Raw genomic sequence first — 17711 nt, forward strand, 5'->3', positions numbered from 1 at the left:
GAAAGCACGTGACGTGAAAAACACTGCGCGTTCCAATTGCTAGAATCAAGCAGTTACCTCCGGGCATTTGGCCCGGCTCCGGACACCGAGGATGATGCCGTGCAGCTTTTGATCGTCGAAGACGACCAAGCCGTCGCCCACGCCCTTATTGACGCCGTACGATCGGCAGGCCATCAGGCAGAACATGTCAGCCGCGGAGCCGACGCCCTGTTGAACCACCACAATGCCCAAATGATCCTTCTGGATCTCGGCCTGCCGGACATGGACGGGCTGGAAGTCCTGCGCAAACTGCGTCAGGTCAGCGAGGTTCCGGTGGTGATCCTTTCAGCCCGCAATGACGAGCGCAGTGTGGTGCGCGGCCTGCGCCAGGGCGCCGATGATTTTCTGGTAAAGCCCATCGGGCTCACGGTCCTGCTTGCCCGTCTCGAAGCGGTGGCTCGCCGCGCCAAAGTCGAGGTGGCTGAGCGTGCCGGAGTGTTCAACACCGGCGGGCTGAGCGTGGACGCCAGCAAGCATGAAGCAAGCCTGGATGGACGGGACCTGAAGCTCACGGCCAAGGAATTCGACCTGCTTGCCTTGCTCGCGCAGCACGCAGGATCCGTAGTGACCAGGGAGCAGATCCTTGACCACCTGTGGGGAGATGCGTTTATTGCGGTCTCACGCTCCTTGGATGTGCATCTGACCGGCCTGCGCGCCAAACTGGCAACACCCGGACTGATAGTCAACGTTCGCGGAGTCGGCTACCGGCTGGAAACCCGGAACCCGTGAGACTGCGCGTACTGGGCATCGTAGGCACCTTGCTGCTGGTGATCGTCGGGATCGTCAGCGGCGTGCTGCTGCAAAGCGTCAGCCGTGACGCCACCGCAGATCTCCAGCTGAATCGGCTGTCGTCGCTGAACCGGTTCGTCCACCTCGCATCCCAGGCCGATCGTCACAGCGATTTGTCGATGCTCCAGCTGGAAATGGATACCTACAGCGATCTCTACGGCGAGGGCCTGCTGGTCACCATCGGCCAGCAGCAATTGGTCTCCGGACCCATCGATCCGGCGAATCCTGAAGTCGCAGGCACCGTGCGCAACGCCGAGCTGAACCTGGGGCTGAACCAGATCCCGGCAATTGATCCATTCTCGAACTCATCCGCCTTGCTTTCCCAACCTTTCGGCAATTCCGCACAGGTACTGGGCTCGGTCACGATGCAAGTGAACTTGGAAACTGCGCGTGCCAAGGTGCTGGAAAAATCCAGCCTGTTGTGGCTGGTTGTAGTCGCCATCGGCGCCGGCCTGCTGCTCTTGATCAATCGCGTCACCTCGTGGGTGTTGCGTCCGGTGCACCGGCTCAACAATGCGGTCAACGATATTGCCCGACACCAAGCACCAGTGCGCTTGGAAGAACAGGGGCCGCCAGAATTACGCGAGCTCGCACGGTCCTTGAGCGAGATGGCCCGGACGCTGGCAAATAGCTTGAAGCAGCAGCAAGAACTCATCGCGGAGACTTCCCATCAGCTGCGGAACCCGGTGGCCGCCTTGCGCCTGCGTGTAGATCTGCTGAAAATCCGCCTGGGCGAAAGCGTAGACCTGGATGGAGTGCAGGCCGTTGAAAATGAACTAGACCGGGTCGAGACCTTGTTAGATGGGGTCATGCGGTTGGCTAGCGCGGAGCATCGGCTCACCGAGCAAAGTGCAGGGGAGTCGATGCTCCCGTCAGTTGAGCACGGCCGCTGCATCGATGTCGTTCAAATGCTGGCCGAGGAAGTGGAACGCCAAACTGAGGCGGCCCGGCGCTTCGGAAACCTACTGGTACTTGATCTCGACGAGGCGCCCACGGCACCAGTAGTAGCCTGGTGCAATGGGTTCGACCTGCAGCAGATGCTTGCAGAATTGCTGGAAAACGCGTTCAAATACGCTCCAGCTAGCAAAATTGTCCTGAGCGTGGCCTCAACGCCGAAAGCAATCGAAATCCAGATACAAGACCATGGAGCCGGCATGAGCGAGGCTGAACTTGCCAGGGCCGGAGAACGATTCTGGCGTGCTGAACACGTGCGCCAAAGCCCGGGAACAGGTCTGGGCCTGGCCATTGTGGATCGGCTGGCACGCGCCAACAATGGCGAACTGATACTCGCATCCGTTGCCGGAGCTGGATTGAAAGCGAGTATCATCCTGCCCCGCGCCGAACAACATGAGGCGGTAAGCCATGATTCGTGAATCCGGCATAAGCAGGAGGAACCTGCTGAAATACCTGCTGGCGCTTCCGGCAGTAGCAGCGCTGCCCGCACTGGCTTCCTGCAACCAGAGGGCACAGGTAAGCCAGCTGAACATCGCCTCCGGTGAAGACGGAGGCATGTACTACCAATTCGCGTCATTGCTCTCCAAGGCTTTAGTGGAAAATGCTGTTGCAGAGCAATCGCAAGCGTTGAATACCCAAGCCAGCGCGCAGAACTTGAGCATGCTTGCAGGAAACAAGGCAGAATTGGCCTTGGCACTGGCCGATACCGTGGACCAATACCGCAAAAGCAACCAGCTGAATACTGACGTGATGGCACTGGGACGGGTCTACCAGAACTACTTCCATTGCATCCTGCGCCCAGACTCCGGCATCAAATCCTTGCAGGATCTAGCTGGCCGGACCATTGGCACCGGCGCCCCTGGTTCAGGAACCTGGGTGACCGGACAACGCATCCTGCAGGCCGCGAAGCTCAAGGGCACTGATAAGGCTCCGAAAGAACTGCAATACGGATACGTCGCGGGCCYCACAGCCCTTGACCGAGGAATCATCGACGCATTATTCCTCTTTGGCGGGCTGCCAGTAACTTCACTGGCTGAGCTGGCTTCGTCGACGGATCTGGCTTTATTGGATGTTTCTTCAGTCCTGCCGCAGCTTCGCGAGCAATATCCGAATCTTTACGACCGGGTGGTCATCCCCGAAGGCACTTATCGCGCAATCCCATCCGTAGACACCATCGGTGTGGGCAATCTGTTAATGGCCCGGGCAGATATGCCCGAGGAGCTGGCCGGGGCGATCGTGAAGCTCTTGGCGAACCACGCAGATCAGCTCATCCCGGAATCCAGTTCCGGCATTCAGTATTTGACCCCGGAAACCTTGATCAGTACCGGAAACCAGCCCTTGCACCCCGGAGCGCGCAAAGCCTACCAAGAGCTTCACGGCTAGGGTTTACGCACGTCAGCACAAGACGAAAGCGGTATCGAGCACTAGTGTGTAATGCAAAGTACTGTTGCGAGAGGATCATTTGGGATGCCCACCGTTGACGCGATTGCCGTGATGGAAAATGAAGCCGTTGAAATCTGCAGGAAGCTGATCCAGATCGACACGACGAACTATGGCGGAAATAAGGGAGCTGGCGAGCTTGAAGTCGCACGCTATGTTGCCCAACTGCTTCAGGAAGTAGGCCTGGCGGCCCAGATCTACGAGTCCGCCCCAGGCCGAGCCAACGTACTGGTCCGCATCCCCGGAGCCGACAGGACCTTGCCCGCACTGGTGGTGCACGGACACCTTGATGTCGTTCCGGCCATCGCCGAAGACTGGAGCGTGGATCCCTTCGGAGCCGAAATCATCGATGGAATGATTTGGGGCCGTGGCGCAGTGGACATGAAGAACATGGATGCCATGATCATCGCCGCCGTGCGCCACCTGCAACGTGAAAACATCACCCCGCAGCGCGACCTGATCATCGCCTTCTTTGCTGATGAAGAAGCAGGCGGGGACTACGGCTCAGGATGGATGGTCCAGAACCATCCAGAACTTTTCGCCGGGGCAACCGAAGCGATCAGCGAAGTCGGCGGATTTTCGGTGGAAATCAACGGCCGGCGCGCCTACATGCTGCAGACCGCGGAAAAGGGCATCGCCTGGCTGAAACTGACTGCCCAGGGAATGGCAGGGCACGGCTCGCAGCTGAACCCCGACAACGCGGTCACCGCCCTGGCCGGAGCAGTGCACCGCATCGGTGAACACCAGTGGCCGCTGTCGTACACCAAAACCACCCGGGCCCTACTTGAACAGGTCGCAGAGCTGGCCGGACTGGATTTCGATGAAGCCAACCCGGCCCCACTGCTCACGGCCATGGGCAACGTTTCCAGATTCGTCGGAGCCACCTTGCAGAACACCGCAAATCCCACGGCGCTGGAAGCCGGCTACAAGCACAATGTGATTCCCGGCCAAGCCCACGCGCTGATCGATTGCCGCACGCTGCCCGATCAGCACGAAGCCACCCTCCAAACCCTGCGCGAGCTGGCCGGGGAGCATGTGGAGGTATCCATGATGCATGAACAAGACTCCCTGGAAGTACCATTCGCCGGGCCGCTGGTTGAATCGATGGTCCAGTCCTTGCTGGCCGAAGATCCTGACGCGGTAGTGCTGCCGTATATGCTTTCTGGCGGAACCGATAACAAATGGCTGGCCAAGCTGGATATCACCGGATACGGTTTTGCGCCGCTGCAGCTTCCAGCCGAACTGGATTTCACCGGCATGTTCCACGGCGTAGACGAACGCGTGCCGGTGGACTCGATCAAGTTCGGAGTCAGAGTCCTGCACAAACTCTTGCAGGAATACTAGAACCCACAGTTGGCGCAGCCAACCTATTGAATATTCAGGAGCAGAACCCTTGTCCATTGAATCAGTGCTGACCGATCAGCTGCTTGAACGCTTCCGCACCCGTGCGGCCGGATATGACCAGGAAAACACCTTCGCAATCGAAGACTTCAAGGAACTGGTGGAACTGGGCTATCTCAAGGCATTGGTTCCGGTAGAGCGCGGGGGACTGGGCTGGGACTTTCAAATGCTGGCCCTGGCCCAACGCCGACTGGCTACCGCGGCACCCGGCACGGCTCTGGCCATCAACATGCACCAGGTGTGGGCCGGCGTGGCCTACCTGCTGAACGCACGCGCAGATGATCGCCTGAACATGGTCACCGATTGGATTGCCGACGGGGAAGTCATGGCCTTTGGCATCTCGGAACCGGGCAATGACGCGGTACTCTTCGACTCAAAGACCAAGGCGCGCACCGCCGATGACGGGTCGGTGGCATTTGACGGGGTGAAGATCTTCACCTCGCTGGCCCCGGCATTCACTCGCTTGGGAGTTTTCGGCAAAGACGAGGCAACCGGGGAACTGGTCCACGGATTTGTTGCCAAGGGCCCCGGAGTGAATTCACTGAACGACTGGAATACCTTGGGCATGCGGGCCAGCCAGTCCCACACCACCAAATTGGAAAATGCTGTGGCGCCGAGCCAGTGGGTGCATTCGCGGCTGCCGGTGGGGCCGAATGCCGATCCGCTGATTTTTGGAATCTTTGCCTCATTCCTGACCCTGACCGCCAGCGTCTATGTGGGTATCGCCGATCGCGCGGTCACCTTGGGCCAAGAAGCCTTGAATAAGCGGGTGCATCACGACGGCAGCAAGTATTCGCAGGATGTCCGCGCCCGCGGGCTGCTGGCCGAATCGGCGATGCGCCTTTTGACCTTGGATGCCTTGCAGCGTTCGGTCGCCGGGGATTTGGAAGCAAAGGTTGATCACCAGGGCTCCTGGTTCCCCAAGCTGGTCACCTTGCGCACCGTGGCAGGGGATACCGCGCGGGAGAACATCCAGAGCGCCGGGCAGCTGCTGGGCGGCGGGGGATACTTCCGCGGCTCGGAATTCGAACGGCTCTACCGTGACGTTCAAGCCAGCTGGTACCACCCATCCAACGCCGCGTCGGCTGCGAACACCATCGCGTCCTGGCTGGTCGGTCCGCTGGAAAGCTAAGCTCAGGTGCCCAGGGTGCTGCGGATTCGCATCACCCTGCGGCGCAACCAGTACTTGTAGGCGCCGCCTTCGTAGCGGCAGGTGCGCATCAGCTCCCATTTGCCATTATCAGCATGCTCGCGCAAGGCGGCGCGAGCCAGGTGCTTGGGCTCGCCGGGGAAGGACGTGATGACCAGATATTCGAAGCGCTGGTCATCTTCATGATGCAGGGCTGGCTTAATTCTTTCTTCGAGCATCTTGCCCCCTATCTAAAGAACGCGGTGCGTTGTAGCCTCAAGCTATGAGTACTGAACCGAGTTTTGCACTGCAAGCCCTTATTGCCCGCCTTGAGCAGCATCTTGCAATTGTGTCGCAGAGCCGCGGGGCTGGTGAAGCATCCATCGATGCAGCTTTTGGTGCGCTGGCTGATGCCTTCGAAGACTATGAAGATGCCCTCTACGATCAGTATTCCGAGCTTTTGCCTTTCACCATACCCTCGGATGACGAGTGAGTACGACCACGGAGTGAATTTTGCAGATTCCGTGTTTCTGAGTCCCGATAGTCGCCTAGGGTGAAGTAATGTCGAGGGGTGAATTGGTTTGAAGCAGCTTTCCTGGGATTGATCCAAGGCCTGACCGAGTTCCTCCCGATCTCGTCCTCAGCCCACTTGCGAATCGTTGGCGAACTCCTGCCCAACGCCCAAGACCCCGGCGCGGCATTTACCGCCATTACCCAGCTGGGTACCGAAACCGCAGTGATCGTCTTCTTCTGGCGTGACATCGTGCGGATCATCGGCGCATGGTGCAAGGCATTGGTCGGCAAGATCCCGCATTCGGACCCCGACGCCAAAATGGGTTGGCTGATCATCATCGGCTCCATCCCCATCGCGGTGCTGGGCCTGCTGCTGGAGGACTACATCGATACGAACTTCCGTTCGCTGTGGATCGTAGCGACCACACTGGTGGTCTTCGGCCTGATCCTGGCCATAGCCGACCACTACGGCAAGCAGCAGCGCACCTTGGACAAGCTGACCGTCAAGCACGGCATCTTCTACGGCCTGGCCCAGGCCATGGCACTGATCCCGGGCGTCTCCCGTTCCGGTGGCACCATCACCGCAGGCTTGCTCATGGGCTACACCCGTGAAGCAGCGGCCCGCTATTCCTTCTTGCTGGCAATCCCCGCAGTCTACGCCTCGGGCCTGTACAAGCTGGTGAAGTCCTTCGACGAACCAGGGGTGTACACCCTGGCGCAGACCGGTGTGGCTACCGCCGTGGCCTTCGTTGTCGGCTTCCTGATCGTGGGCTGGTTCCTGAAGTTCGTTTCCAACCACTCCTACAGCTTTTTCGTTTGGTACCGCATCCTGCTGGGTCTGGCGCTATTCGTCGCACTGGGCTTGGGCTGGGTGGCAGCCTAAAAGCAAGCTTCCAAGATGTCCGTGGAACACTTCACGGACATCTTCTGGTTAAAGGGAATAAACCCAGCCCTGCTTCACTTGGAGTTAAGGGAAGTAATACGTCGCATCTGCGAAAGGATGTTCATAAGTGCACGCGTGGAAAAACCCTGAGGTACCTCAGGTGGCTGGTTCGGCACCAACACTGGAACTTTTCAATACCGCCACCGGAACCCAGCAGGTAACCGCGCCAGCGGACCAAGCTGCCGCCCCGGCAAGCATGTACGTCTGCGGCATCACCCCGTATGACGCCACCCATATGGGCCACGCCGCCACCTACGTCACCTTCGACTTGGTGCAGCGCACCTGGCGCGATGCCGGACGCTCGGTGGCCTACACCCAGAACATCACCGATGTCGATGACCCGCTGCTGGAACGCGCCGAGGCCACCGACGTGGACTGGCGCGAGCTGGCCGAGTCCCAGATCCAGCTCTTCCGCGATGACATGGAAGCACTGAACGTCATCCCGCCGCAGAACTACATCGGTGCCGTGGAATCCATCCATTGGCTGGTCCCGGTTGTCGAGCAGCTGCTCGAAGCGGATCTGGCCTACGTGGTTCCAGCAGGTGCCGACGGGGTGGAAGGCGATGTGTACTTCGATACCATGGCCGCGCAGAACGATGCCTGGAAGCTGGGCAGCGTCTCGAACTACGACCGCGAAACCATGCTCCGCTTCTTCGCTGAACGCGGCGGAGATCCACAGCGCGCCGGCAAGCGCGACGCGTTGGATCCGCTGTTGTGGCGTGCCGCGCGTGAAGGCGAACCGTCATGGGATGGCGGCAAGCTCGGTGAAGGCCGTCCCGGCTGGCACATCGAATGTTCGGTCATTGCCCGCAAGACCCTGCCGGCCCCGTTCACCGTCCAAGGCGGCGGCTCTGACCTGATCTTCCCGCACCACGAATTCTCCGCCGCGCACGCCGCTGCCGGCGATCATGCCGAACTGGCCCAAACCTACGTGCATACCGGCATGGTGGGCCTGGACGGCGAAAAGATGAGCAAGTCGCTGGGCAACCTGGTGCTGGTCTCCAAGCTGCGCGCGACCGGGGTGGAGCCGGTGGCCATCCGCGCCGTACTGCTCTCCCAGCACTACCGCACCGACTGGTTCTGGACCGACGAGCTGCTTGCCGGCGCACAGCAGCGGGTAGCCACCTGGCGCAAGGCATTGGAATCTGCCAGCATGCAAGACGCCCAGCAGGTAATTGCAGGCATCCGCGAGCACATGGCCAATGACCTGGATGCGCCTTCGGCGCTGAAGGCCATTGACCAGTGGGCAGCGCAGCCTGCCAGCTCGCAGGGCGAAGGCACTGCGGCGCTGCGCGATGGCATCAACGCACTGCTGGGGCTCAAGCTCTAAGCATCTGGCAAAAAGTGTTCACGGGGTTCGGCTTCAGATATCGAAGTCGGACCCTGAGCCGTCTTTGCGGTACTTGCCGCGACGGCGCAGGTAGCGCTCGAACTCGCGGGCGATGGACTCGCCGCTGGCTTCGGGCAGCTCACTGGTATCCGTAGCCTGCTCCAGCTGCGCAACGTACTTGGCCACGTCCGGGTCCGCTGCCGCCAGCTCATCGACACCGTGCTTCCAAGCCAATGCGTCTTCGCGCAGCTTCTGGTCGGGCACCGAGACCGGGATGATCTCCTCGAGCAGCTCGATGATGGCTAATTGCACCCGCGGGCTGGGGGACTGGGCCACATAGTGGGAGAGCTGCGCCCAGAGCGAGAGGCTGGGAATCCCGTACTGCTCAAACTGCACGCCGAGCACCGAAGGGATGCCCGTGGGTCCCTCATAGGTCGAGGCGCTGATCTTCAGATGCGCTTGGAGGCGCGGATCATCGCTGGCCAGCGAGGTCGGTACCGGGCGGGTATGCGGTACATCGGCCAGCAAGGCGCCCAAGGTGATCACCGCATGGGCGTTATGGGTTTGGGCTTCCCTGATGATCCGCGAGCAGAAAGCCTGCCACTTGAACGTCGGTTCCACCCCGAGCACCACCAATAGGTCAGCTGCCGCGTTGGGCAAGAGGATCTTGTAGATCTCGGTGCGCGGCCACTGCACTTCCCGCCCGGTTTCGGTGCGCCGTGTCGTGGGCCGGGTGAACTGGTAGTCGTAGAAGTCGTCTTCGCCCACGGTCGCCACATGCTCATAGGCATTGGATTCCAGCAGCAGGCGGACCGCATCAGTGGCCGCCGAGCCGGCATCATTCCACCCCTCGAAGGCAGCCAAGACGATGGTGGGACGGATCTCATGCTGGGTCTTGGCGATATAGCTGTTCAGCGTCGGGGCGTGGTATTCCTCGTTCATTTCAAGACTCCTTAGCAGCACTGGAGCTCATCGGCGTGGCTAGCCGAAGCGGCTTAGCCCCACTCTTCCATCTAGAATGGACTCATGCCAAGCACCAGTTTTGACTTTGACGCCGGAAGCGAGAGCCCCGTCCCACACGCTGTCCTGTGGGATATGGATGGAACGCTGATCGATACCGAGCCCTATTGGCTTGCCGCCGAAGACCAGCTGGTGAGATCCCACGGCGGAACCTGGAGCCATGAACAGGGACTGGCACTGGTCGGCAACGCCCTGCCAGATGGCGCCCGCGCCCTGCAGCAAGCCGGCGTGAAGCTGGAAATCCGAGAAATCATCGACTGGCTCTCCGCGCAGGTTGTCGCAGGCATCCGCCGCGAAATTCCGTGGCGCCCGGGAGCGAGGGAACTGCTGGCCGCCTGCAAGGAAGCTGGCATTCCCCAGGCCTTGGTGACCATGTCCGAGCGCAGCATCGTCGATGAACTGATGCTCAACATCCCTGCCGGCACCTTCCAAGCCAGCGTCACCGGCGAAGAAGTCGAGCAGGGCAAGCCGCACCCTGAACCTTACCTGGCCGGCCTGGAACTGCTCAGCGAATACACCGGCCGGGACCTGGTACCGGCCAAGTGCATCGGTTTTGAGGATTCGGTGCCCGGCATCGCTTCGGCCTCGGCGGCCGGATTGCATGCGGTGCTGATTCCCAATGCCACCGATCCCGGAGCGGGCAATTGGCGCCGGATCGACAGCTTGGAATCCGTAGATGTGCAGGAAATGACTCGATGGTTGGTGCAGGTTAGCGCGTGAGCGACACTCAAGAAAAGTCCCCGGGAATCAAGCTGGGGCGTATCGGCGGAGTTCCGGTCTACCTGTCCAGCTCGTGGTTCATCATCACCGCGGTGATCACCTTCAGCGTTGGCATGCAGCTGGCGCGCGGGGGAGTCATCCCTCCGCTGAACGCCTACCTGATGGGCCTGTCCTGTGCGGTGGCCATAGCCGTGGCAGTGCTGATCCACGAGGTGGCGCACGCGATGACCGCGCGCGCCTTCAAATGGCCTGATGCGCACATCGTGCTCACGCTCATGGGCGGGCACACCCAGTTCGGTTCCTTCAAAGCCAAGCCCGGCGCCTCGCTCTGGGTGGCCCTGTCCGGTCCGCTATCCAACTTCGTCCTAGCCGGCCTGGGTTGGCTGGTCATGGAGAACATCCAGCTTGGCGTCTACCCGAACCTGCTGCTGGACTTCTTCGTCTACGCAAACCTGCTGCTCGGCGCCTTCAACGCACTGCCCGGGCTGCCGCTGGATGGCGGGCGCCTGGTGGAGTCGATCGTCTGGAAGGCGACCGGCTCGCAATTCAAGGGCACCATCGCCTCGTGCTGGGTTGGCCGGGTCATTGCCGTAGGGATCGTCTTCTACTTCGTGCTGCTGCCATTCTTGCGCGGGCAGCAGCCGCAGATCATCACCGTGGTGGTCGGCATCATGGTGGCGATGTTCATGTGGCAGGCCACCACGCAGCTGATCGGTCACTCCAAGATGATGCTGAACCTGCCTACCGTGATCGCCTCGGATCTGATGAGCCCGGCCTCGGCCATGGTCTCCCATGCGATGGTTTCCGACGTGCTCAGCCGCAAGGCCGCCCGCGGGGGAGAAATCATCCTGGTTGATCCCAAGGGCATGCCGGTAGGCGTGATCGATGCTCAGGCCTTAGCCAAGGTGGATCCACGCCAGGGCGGCAACGTGCCGGCCTTGGCCGTCTCCCGGGCCTTGGGTCAAGGCGCCATTGTGGCCGAGGAATCAGATGGCCGTGCGCTGATCGACTACTTGGCCAGCGTTGAAAGCGCCGAATACGCGGTAATCAGCGCCAGCGGCCACATAGTGGGCCTGCTGCACCAGCGCGAGATCATCAAGGCCGTCACCGGCCGCCGCAAGTAAACTTTAAACAGACTTCAAAGCACCAAGAAAAGGATCACATCAGTGAGCGAAGCTAAGAGCCAGGCACCCCACGGAGCGGCAGCCCGCCGCGGCCCATTCCGTGTAGGGGACCGCGTGCAGCTGACCGACGAGAAGCGCCGGATCAACACCATCACCTTGCAGCGCGGGGGAGAGTTCCACACCCACAAGGGCGTGCTGCCGCACGAGGAGATCATCGGCCTGCCTGAAGGTTCGGTCATCGAAAATAACGACGGCGTCCGTTACCAGGCCCTACGCCCGCTGGCCAAGGACTTCGTGCTCTCCATGCCACGTGGTGCGACCGTGGTTTACCCGAAGGACGCCGCGCAGATCGTGCAGTTCGGCGACATCTTCCCCGGCGCTCGCGTCGTGGAAGCCGGCGTTGGCTCCGGTGCGCTGTCCATCTCGCTGCTGCGCGCGGTCGGCGATGAAGGTTTCCTGCACTCCTTTGAACGCCGCGAAGAATTCGCTGATATTGCCCGCGGAAACATCTCGACGGTATTCGGCGGCGAGCACCCATCGTGGAAGATCTCCATCGGAGACTTCCAGGACCGGGTCGTTGAGCTCGAAGAACCGGGCAGCATCGACCGCGTGGTGCTCGATATGCTCAGCCCATGGGAATGCCTGGATGCGGTAGCTACCGTGCTGGCTCCGGGCGGGGTTTGGACCAACTACGTTTCCTCGGTCACCCAGATGTCCCGCGTGGTCGAAGCGATTCGCGCCTCGGGCCAGTTCACCGAACCTGAATGCTTCGAAACTCTGGTGCGTGGCTGGCATGTGGACGGCTTGGCAGTCCGACCGGATCACCGCATGGTCGCACACACCGCGTTCCTGATCACCTGCCGCCGCCTGGCGGACTCGGCCGATGGCATCCCCAAGGCCAAGCGCATCAAGGAGCACTCCTACTCGGATGAGGATTTGAGCGCCTGGACCCGCGATCACTCCGAAGAGGAGTGGACCGCCGAAGCCCTGGGCGAACGCGGCCTGTCGGATAAGAAGCTGCGCCGCGCCGCCCGCGATGCAAACCAGTCGGTACGGGTGCGCGCCGGCGAAGAAGGCACCGAAGACGCTGGAGCCGAAGCCTAAACGGGACCATGGTATTGGGAATTTTGTGTCTCAATATATGACATCAGGCCCCGGGTGTTCTGCGCTCGGGGCCTGCAGTTCCTAGGATGGAAGTAAGCCGGTGCGCCACGCACCGCAAAAAACCTCATCGGAGCAAAAACCGCTCTCGGTGACGTTGGATGTTGGAGGTTGGAACGTGAACGAAAATCGCGAGGCAGAGGAATTAGCCCAGCGGCTGCAGATGACCGAACGTCAGGTCAACGTGCTACGCGACAAGAATCGCAACCTCGACAAGCAACTGGCCGGGATCAGCGGGAACAACCAGCGCCTGGTCGCGCTGCTTGAGACCACTCGCGAACAGATCATCAACCTGAAGTCCGCGCTGGAAAAAGACGGCGATACCCCCTTCAGCCACGGCACCATCGTGGCCAAACACCTGCGTAAGCACCCTGAACCGGGGATGGGCATTGAATCCACCGGCGCCCAGTCGCTGGACGTGATCTATTCGGGACGCAAAATGCGCGTTTCGCTCAGCCCGTTGCTGGACTTCGACAAGCTGGTCATCGGCCAGCAGGTGCTGCTCAATGAAGCACTGGTCATCGTCGCAGCCTTGGGCTTCGAAGAAACCGGTGAACTGGTCACCGTCAAGGAAGTGCTGGAAAACCACCACGCGGTAGTCATGGCCCGCGCCGATGACCAGCGGGTCATCGAGCTGGCCGGACCGTTGCGCGAGATGCACCTGCGCGTCGGCGACCAGCTGAGCATCGACGGGCGCACCGGTATGGCCGTATCCCGCGTGCAGCTGACCGACATGCAGTCCCTGGTGCTCGAAGAAGTCCCGGATATCGCGTATTCGGACATCGGCGGGCTGAACTCCCAGATCGAAGCCATCAAGGATTCGGTGGAGCTGCCCTTCACCCACCCAGAGCTCTACCGCGAACACGGGTTGAGCGCGCCCAAGGGCATCTTGCTCTACGGCCCTCCAGGTTGCGGCAAGACACTTATCGCCAAGGCCGTGGCACACTCCTTGGCCCAGCGCGTGGTCGAACGCAAGGAAGGTACCAATAACCGCAGCTACTTCCTGAACATCAAGGGCCCGGAGCTGTTGGACAAGTACGTCGGTGAAACCGAACGCCATATCCGGCTGATCTTTGCTCGCGCCCGCGAAAAGGCCTTGCACGGGGACCCGGTCGTGGTGTTCTTCGACGAAATGGAAGCATTGTTCCGCACCCGCGGCACCGGTGTCTCTTCGGATGTGGAAACCACCATCGTTCCGCAGCTGCTGGCTGAAATCGATGGCGTGGAGCGCCTGGACAACGTCATTGTCATTGGCGCCTCCAACCGCGAAGACATGATCGATCCGGCGATCCTGCGCCCAGGACGCCTGGATGTGAAGATCAAGATCCGCCGCCCCGATGCCGAAGGCGCAGCAGAGATCTTCAGCAAGTACCTGACCACCGATCTGCCGCTGCACCCCGAGGAGCTGGCCGCGGACGGCGAAGATGCCCGTGCCACCATTGAACGCATGATCCGCGGGACCGTGCAGGCGATGTACTCCACCGAGAAAATCAACGAGTTCCTGGAAGTCACCTACATCACCGGGGCCACCGAAGTGCTCTATTTCAAGGACTTCGCCTCAGGCGCGGTTATCCACAACATCGTGGACCGGGCCAAGAAGCATGCCATCAAGGCACTGATCACCGAGCAGCAGCGCGGCCTGAAGATGGAGTACCTGCTGCGTGCGGTACGCGAAGAATTCGCCGAACACGAAGATATGCCCAACACCACCAACCCGGATGACTGGGCCCGTATTTCCGGACGCAAGGGCGAACGCATCAGCAATATCCGTTCCCTGGTCAACCAGCAGGCCAGCAAATGAGCGCGCGTCGGCTAGTCGGTCTGGAAACCGAATACGGAATTATCCGCCCAAGCATGCCGAAGGCCAATTCCACGGTGCTTTCGGCGCAGATTGTCGATGCCTACGCTCAGCTGGTTGCCGAGCAGGACTCGGCCGCCAAGGCCGCCCGCTGGGACTACACCGACGAGTCTCCTTTGCAAGATGCCCGCGGCTTTGCCATGGATCGCGACCAAGCCCACCCCAGCCAGCTGACCGATGTTGAACCGGGGCTGGAGGACGAGGAAGGCATCTGGACCGCCGAGTCCATTGCCTTGGATGACAATGACGCGCATGTGGGATCCACGCTCTACCAGGAGAAGGATTCCACCGATGTAGTGATGAATATGGTGCTGGGCAATGGCGCGCGCCTGTACGTGGACCACGCCCACCCCGAGTATTCCAGCCCCGAATCGATGACTCCGCGCGATGCGGTGCTTTGGGACCAGGCCGGCGATGAGGTGATGCGCCGGGCAGCTGCCACCGCGCAGCGCCTGGGCAGCGGCGAGCTGCTGCTGTACAAGAACAACACCGATAACAAGTCGGTCTCCTACGGGTCGCATGAGAATTACCTGATGCCCCGCGATGTCGAGTTCTCCTCGATTGCCAGCGGGCTGACCCCGTTCTTCGCCAGCCGGCAGATCTTCTGCGGGGCCGGCCGCGTGGGCCAGGGGATGCTCAATGAGCGTGCCTCCTTCCAGATTTCCCAGCGCGCAGACTTCTTCGAAGCTGAAGTGGGCCTGGAAACCACGGTGAACCGCCCGATCATCAACACCCGCGATGAACCGCATGCCAATTGGGATAAGTACCGCCGGTTGCACGTGATCATCGGGGATGCGAACCTGGGCCAGATCTCCACGCTGTTGCGGGTGGGCACCACCAATTTGGTGCTCAGCCTGATTGAGGCGGGGATGGCTCCGCGTTTGGAACTGGAAGAGCCGGTTGTTGCACTGCAGCAAATCAGCCACGACCCGACCTTGAAGACCAAGGTCCGGTTGCGTGGCGGAGTTCAGCTGAGCGCCATCGAAATCCAGCGCCATTACCTGCAGGCGGCAGAAAACTATTGTGCAGATCGTGGCATCGATGATCCAGATACCACCGAGATCCTCAGCCGCTGGGTCGAGATTCTGGATATGCTCGAGCGTGATCCGATGGAAGCAGCGGACCAGGTCGACTGGATCGCCAAATACAAGCTGATTACTTCCTTCACCGCGCGCCACCAGCTTTCGCTTGCTGATCCGCGCGTGGCCATGATGGACCTGCAATGGGCTGACCTGCGCACCGATAAGGGCCTGTACTACCGGATGGCGGAACGCGGAGCGATCCAGAGCCTGTTCAGCCAGGAACAGATCAACCAGGCGGTGGCCAATCCGCCGGAGGATACCCGCGCCTACCTGCGCGGCATGACCCTGCAGCGCTACGCGCCCTTCGTGGTGGCGGCGAACTGGGACGCACTGTCCTTTGCCGTTCCCGGGGCTCGCAAAATCAGCCGGTTCCACATGCCAGAACCGCTGCGCGGAACCCGGAACCAGATTGGCGAGCTCTTCGAGGCGCAGCTGGAGATTGCGGAATTTATCGACGAATTGGCAAGGCGTCGCTAATCGGCGCAGAATAGGCATGAGTCCTGGTGCGTAATTCCGGGACGCACTACTTCTTAGGAGAAAACGATGACTCAGGAAAGCTTCTCGGCTCGCCGCAACACCCAGAACCAGCAGACCGAAGCAGAACAGGTCCAGGTGAACACCACCGGCCAGTCCGCTGGCGTCGATGATCTGCTCGATGAAATCGACTCGGTGCTGGAATCCAACGCTGAAGAGTTCGTTCGCGGTTTCGTGCAAAAGGGCGGCCAGTAAGCCCAACGGGCTGAAAGCATTGAAAGTCGAGTTCTGCCTCAAAGGCGCAGAACCGCAGTTGAGGGGAAGTAGCTACGCGTGGATCGCAGAATTTTCGGACTGGAAACCGAGTTCGGACTGAACTATGTCCCGTCCGATGGGCGCCGTTTGACCCCGGAAGATGCCGCACGGCACCTGTTCAAGCCCGTGGTCAGCTGGGGACGCAGCTCGAACGTGTTCTTGGAGAACGGTTCACGCCTGTACCTGGACGTGGGATCGCACCCGGAGTACGCCACCGCGGAATGCGACCAGCTCGAACAGCTGATTGCCCATGACCGCGCCGGCGAGGTGTACATGCTCGACCTGGTCGACCAGGCCGAAGACCAGCTGGCAGAAGAAGGCCATGAAGGCCGGATCTACATGTTCAAGAACAACGTGGACTCGGCCGGCAATTCCTATGGCTGCCACGAGAATTATCTGATTCCGCGCAAGATCGAGTTCAAGCGCCTAGCTGACATGCTCATCCCATTCTTGGTCACCCGCCAGATCTTGTGCGGTGCCGGGCATCTGGTCACTGACGACCAGGGGCAGGTCAACTACGCGTTCTCCCAGCGTGCCGATCACATGTGGGAAGGCGTTTCCTCAGCGACTACGCGTTCACGTCCGATCATCAATACCCGCGATGAGCCGCATGCTGATGCCGAATACCACCGCCGGCTGCACGTGATCGTGGGGGACTCGACCATGAGCGAGACCACCCAACTGCTCAAGATCGGCGCCACTGACCTGGTACTGCGATTGATCGAATCCGGCGAGATCTACCATGATCTGCGGCTGGAAAACCCAATTCGCTCCATCCGCCAGATCTCCCATGATTTCACCGGCCAGAGCGTAGTGCGGCTGATGGGTGGCGACGAGCCGACGGCCTTGCAGATCCAATGGATCCTGTTTGAATCGGTTAAGGAATTCATTGCCCGACATGGCGCGCACCATGATCAGGTCGATACGGTCTTGGAACTGTGGGAACGCACGCTGAACGCGGTGGAAACCCAGAACTTCTCCCTGATCGACAAGGACATCGACTGGGCGATCAAGCACAAGCTGCTGATGGGCTATGCACAGAAGAACTCCCTGGAACTCTCAGCTCCTCGACTGGCACAGCTGAACCTGACCTACCACGATATCGACCCGCAGCGCGGTTTGTTCCACCTGCTCAAGCGCCGCGGGCTGGCTACCTCCGTGGTCTCGGACGCGCAGATCCTGGACGCGGTAAATAATCCGCCGGCCACGACACGCGCGGCGGTGCGCAGTAAATTCATTCGTGCGGCCAGGGCCAATGGCCGACGCTACAGCGCCGATTGGGTGCACATGAAGTATGAGGACGGTCCGGGCGGCATTGTGCTGTGCAAGGACCCGTTTGCAACGGTTAATGCACAGGTCGACGAGCTCATCGAACTCATGGGACAGCAGCTATAGCTAGCTGAAAACAAGTATTTACAC

18 protein-coding genes are annotated in these 17711 nt (G+C 60.6%); 15 read left to right on the forward strand and 3 right to left on the reverse strand.

Going from position 1 to position 17711, the window contains the following annotated elements; translation table 11 throughout:
- Window positions 1–45: 45 nt before the first annotated feature.
- Window positions 46–222 (reverse strand): hypothetical protein, encoded by a 177-nt coding sequence (locus AB4Y71_RS09860; protein WP_223261566.1) that lies wholly within the window; start codon window positions 220–222, stop codon window positions 46–48.
- Here AB4Y71_RS09860 and AB4Y71_RS09865 point away from each other — a divergent pair.
- The 5 genes from AB4Y71_RS09865 (at window position 148) to AB4Y71_RS09885 (ending at window position 5755) form a co-directional block, all read left to right on the forward strand.
- Complete coding sequence (locus AB4Y71_RS09865; RefSeq protein WP_441687226.1) at window positions 148–768, forward strand: response regulator transcription factor; 621 nt, start codon at window positions 148–150, stop codon at window positions 766–768. The genes AB4Y71_RS09860 and AB4Y71_RS09865 overlap by 75 nt on opposite strands.
- Window positions 765–2201, forward strand: a complete 1437-nt coding sequence (locus AB4Y71_RS09870; RefSeq protein ID WP_441720073.1) for an ATP-binding protein — start codon at window positions 765–767, stop codon at window positions 2199–2201. The genes AB4Y71_RS09865 and AB4Y71_RS09870 overlap by 4 nt, the downstream gene beginning before the upstream one ends.
- A complete protein-coding gene (locus AB4Y71_RS09875) occupies window positions 2191–3165 on the forward strand; it encodes a TAXI family TRAP transporter solute-binding subunit (RefSeq protein WP_441720076.1) in 975 nt (324 codons plus the stop codon). The genes AB4Y71_RS09870 and AB4Y71_RS09875 overlap by 11 nt, the downstream gene beginning before the upstream one ends.
- An 84-nt stretch (window positions 3166–3249) precedes the next feature.
- Entirely contained in the window at window positions 3250–4566 is a 1317-nt protein-coding gene (locus tag AB4Y71_RS09880) for a M20/M25/M40 family metallo-hydrolase (protein ID WP_441720077.1), read from the forward strand.
- 49 nt (window positions 4567–4615) lie between these two features.
- Entirely contained in the window at window positions 4616–5755 is a 1140-nt protein-coding gene (locus tag AB4Y71_RS09885; protein ID WP_441720079.1) for an acyl-CoA dehydrogenase family protein, read from the forward strand.
- 2 nt (window positions 5756–5757) lie between these two features.
- Here the strand turns inward: AB4Y71_RS09885 and AB4Y71_RS09890 are convergent, their stop codons facing one another.
- Window positions 5758–5991: a DUF5703 family protein gene (locus AB4Y71_RS09890; protein WP_013348972.1), complete on the reverse strand. Its 234-nt coding sequence runs from the start codon at window positions 5989–5991 to the stop codon at window positions 5758–5760.
- 44 nt (window positions 5992–6035) lie between these two features.
- On the opposite strand from AB4Y71_RS09890, the gene AB4Y71_RS09895 reads away from it, so the two are divergent.
- From AB4Y71_RS09895 to mshC, 3 genes are all read left to right on the forward strand, one after another.
- The gene (locus AB4Y71_RS09895) at window positions 6036–6245 is read left to right on the forward strand and encodes a hypothetical protein (RefSeq protein WP_013348973.1); all 210 of its coding nucleotides are present in this window, start codon (window positions 6036–6038) and stop codon (window positions 6243–6245) included.
- A gap of 78 nt (window positions 6246–6323) precedes the next feature.
- Window positions 6324–7148, forward strand: a complete 825-nt coding sequence (locus tag AB4Y71_RS09900) for an undecaprenyl-diphosphate phosphatase (protein ID WP_441720081.1) — start codon at window positions 6324–6326, stop codon at window positions 7146–7148.
- 127 nt (window positions 7149–7275) lie between these two features.
- On the forward strand, window positions 7276–8538 hold the full coding sequence (mshC, locus tag AB4Y71_RS09905; protein ID WP_441720082.1) for a cysteine--1-D-myo-inosityl 2-amino-2-deoxy-alpha-D-glucopyranoside ligase: 1263 nt from the start codon (window positions 7276–7278) through the stop codon (window positions 8536–8538).
- 33 nt (window positions 8539–8571) lie between these two features.
- Here mshC and AB4Y71_RS09910 read toward each other — a convergent pair whose 3' ends face one another.
- The gene (locus AB4Y71_RS09910; RefSeq protein ID WP_134780156.1) at window positions 8572–9480 is read right to left on the reverse strand and encodes a proteasome assembly chaperone family protein; all 909 of its coding nucleotides are present in this window, start codon (window positions 9478–9480) and stop codon (window positions 8572–8574) included.
- A gap of 84 nt (window positions 9481–9564) precedes the next feature.
- Here AB4Y71_RS09910 and AB4Y71_RS09915 point away from each other — a divergent pair, with 84 nt between their 5' ends.
- The 7 genes from AB4Y71_RS09915 to pafA all read left to right on the forward strand — a co-directional run bounded on the left by AB4Y71_RS09915 (window position 9565) and on the right by pafA (window position 17687).
- The gene (locus tag AB4Y71_RS09915; protein WP_013348977.1) at window positions 9565–10278 is read left to right on the forward strand and encodes an HAD family hydrolase; all 714 of its coding nucleotides are present in this window, start codon (window positions 9565–9567) and stop codon (window positions 10276–10278) included.
- On the forward strand, window positions 10275–11402 hold the full coding sequence (locus AB4Y71_RS09920; RefSeq protein ID WP_441720085.1) for a site-2 protease family protein: 1128 nt from the start codon (window positions 10275–10277) through the stop codon (window positions 11400–11402). Before AB4Y71_RS09915 ends, AB4Y71_RS09920 begins: the two co-directional genes overlap by 4 nt.
- 42 nt (window positions 11403–11444) lie before the next feature.
- Complete coding sequence (locus AB4Y71_RS09925; protein ID WP_102597648.1) at window positions 11445–12506, forward strand: tRNA (adenine-N1)-methyltransferase; 1062 nt, start codon at window positions 11445–11447, stop codon at window positions 12504–12506.
- A 220-nt stretch (window positions 12507–12726) separates the two neighbouring features.
- A complete protein-coding gene (arc, locus tag AB4Y71_RS09930) occupies window positions 12727–14364 on the forward strand; it encodes a proteasome ATPase (RefSeq protein ID WP_441720589.1) in 1638 nt (545 codons plus the stop codon).
- Window positions 14361–15980, forward strand: coding sequence for a depupylase/deamidase Dop (dop, locus tag AB4Y71_RS09935; RefSeq protein WP_441720088.1), 1620 nt, complete (start codon window positions 14361–14363; stop codon window positions 15978–15980). Before arc ends, dop begins: the two co-directional genes overlap by 4 nt.
- Before the next feature lie 66 nt (window positions 15981–16046).
- Entirely contained in the window at window positions 16047–16232 is a 186-nt protein-coding gene (locus tag AB4Y71_RS09940; protein WP_013348982.1) for a ubiquitin-like protein Pup, read from the forward strand.
- A gap of 78 nt (window positions 16233–16310) precedes the next feature.
- Window positions 16311–17687: a Pup--protein ligase gene (gene pafA, locus AB4Y71_RS09945; protein ID WP_134780149.1), complete on the forward strand. Its 1377-nt coding sequence runs from the start codon at window positions 16311–16313 to the stop codon at window positions 17685–17687.
- The last annotated feature ends 24 nt before the right edge of the window (window positions 17688–17711 follow it).

The sequence above is a fragment of the Glutamicibacter sp. MCAF14 genome, from assembly GCF_052114325.1.
GTDB classification, from domain to species: domain Bacteria; phylum Actinomycetota; class Actinomycetes; order Actinomycetales; family Micrococcaceae; genus Glutamicibacter; species Glutamicibacter arilaitensis.

Coding starts and splice junctions, on each gene's coding strand:
- AB4Y71_RS09890 (WP_013348972.1), bottom strand. CDS start 5,991: ATGCTCGAAGAAAGAATTAAGCCAGCCCTGCATCATGAAGATGACCAG.
- AB4Y71_RS09895 (WP_013348973.1), top strand. CDS start 6,036: ATGAGTACTGAACCGAGTTTTGCACTGCAAGCCCTTATTGCCCGCCTT.
- arc (WP_441720589.1), top strand. CDS start 12,727: ATGACCGAACGTCAGGTCAACGTGCTACGCGACAAGAATCGCAACCTC.
- AB4Y71_RS09940 (WP_013348982.1), top strand. CDS start 16,047: ATGACTCAGGAAAGCTTCTCGGCTCGCCGCAACACCCAGAACCAGCAG.
- AB4Y71_RS09915 (WP_013348977.1), top strand. CDS start 9,565: ATGCCAAGCACCAGTTTTGACTTTGACGCCGGAAGCGAGAGCCCCGTC.
- AB4Y71_RS09880 (WP_441720077.1), top strand. CDS start 3,250: ATGCCCACCGTTGACGCGATTGCCGTGATGGAAAATGAAGCCGTTGAA.
- dop (WP_441720088.1), top strand. CDS start 14,361: ATGAGCGCGCGTCGGCTAGTCGGTCTGGAAACCGAATACGGAATTATC.
- AB4Y71_RS09910 (WP_134780156.1), bottom strand. CDS start 9,480: ATGAACGAGGAATACCACGCCCCGACGCTGAACAGCTATATCGCCAAG.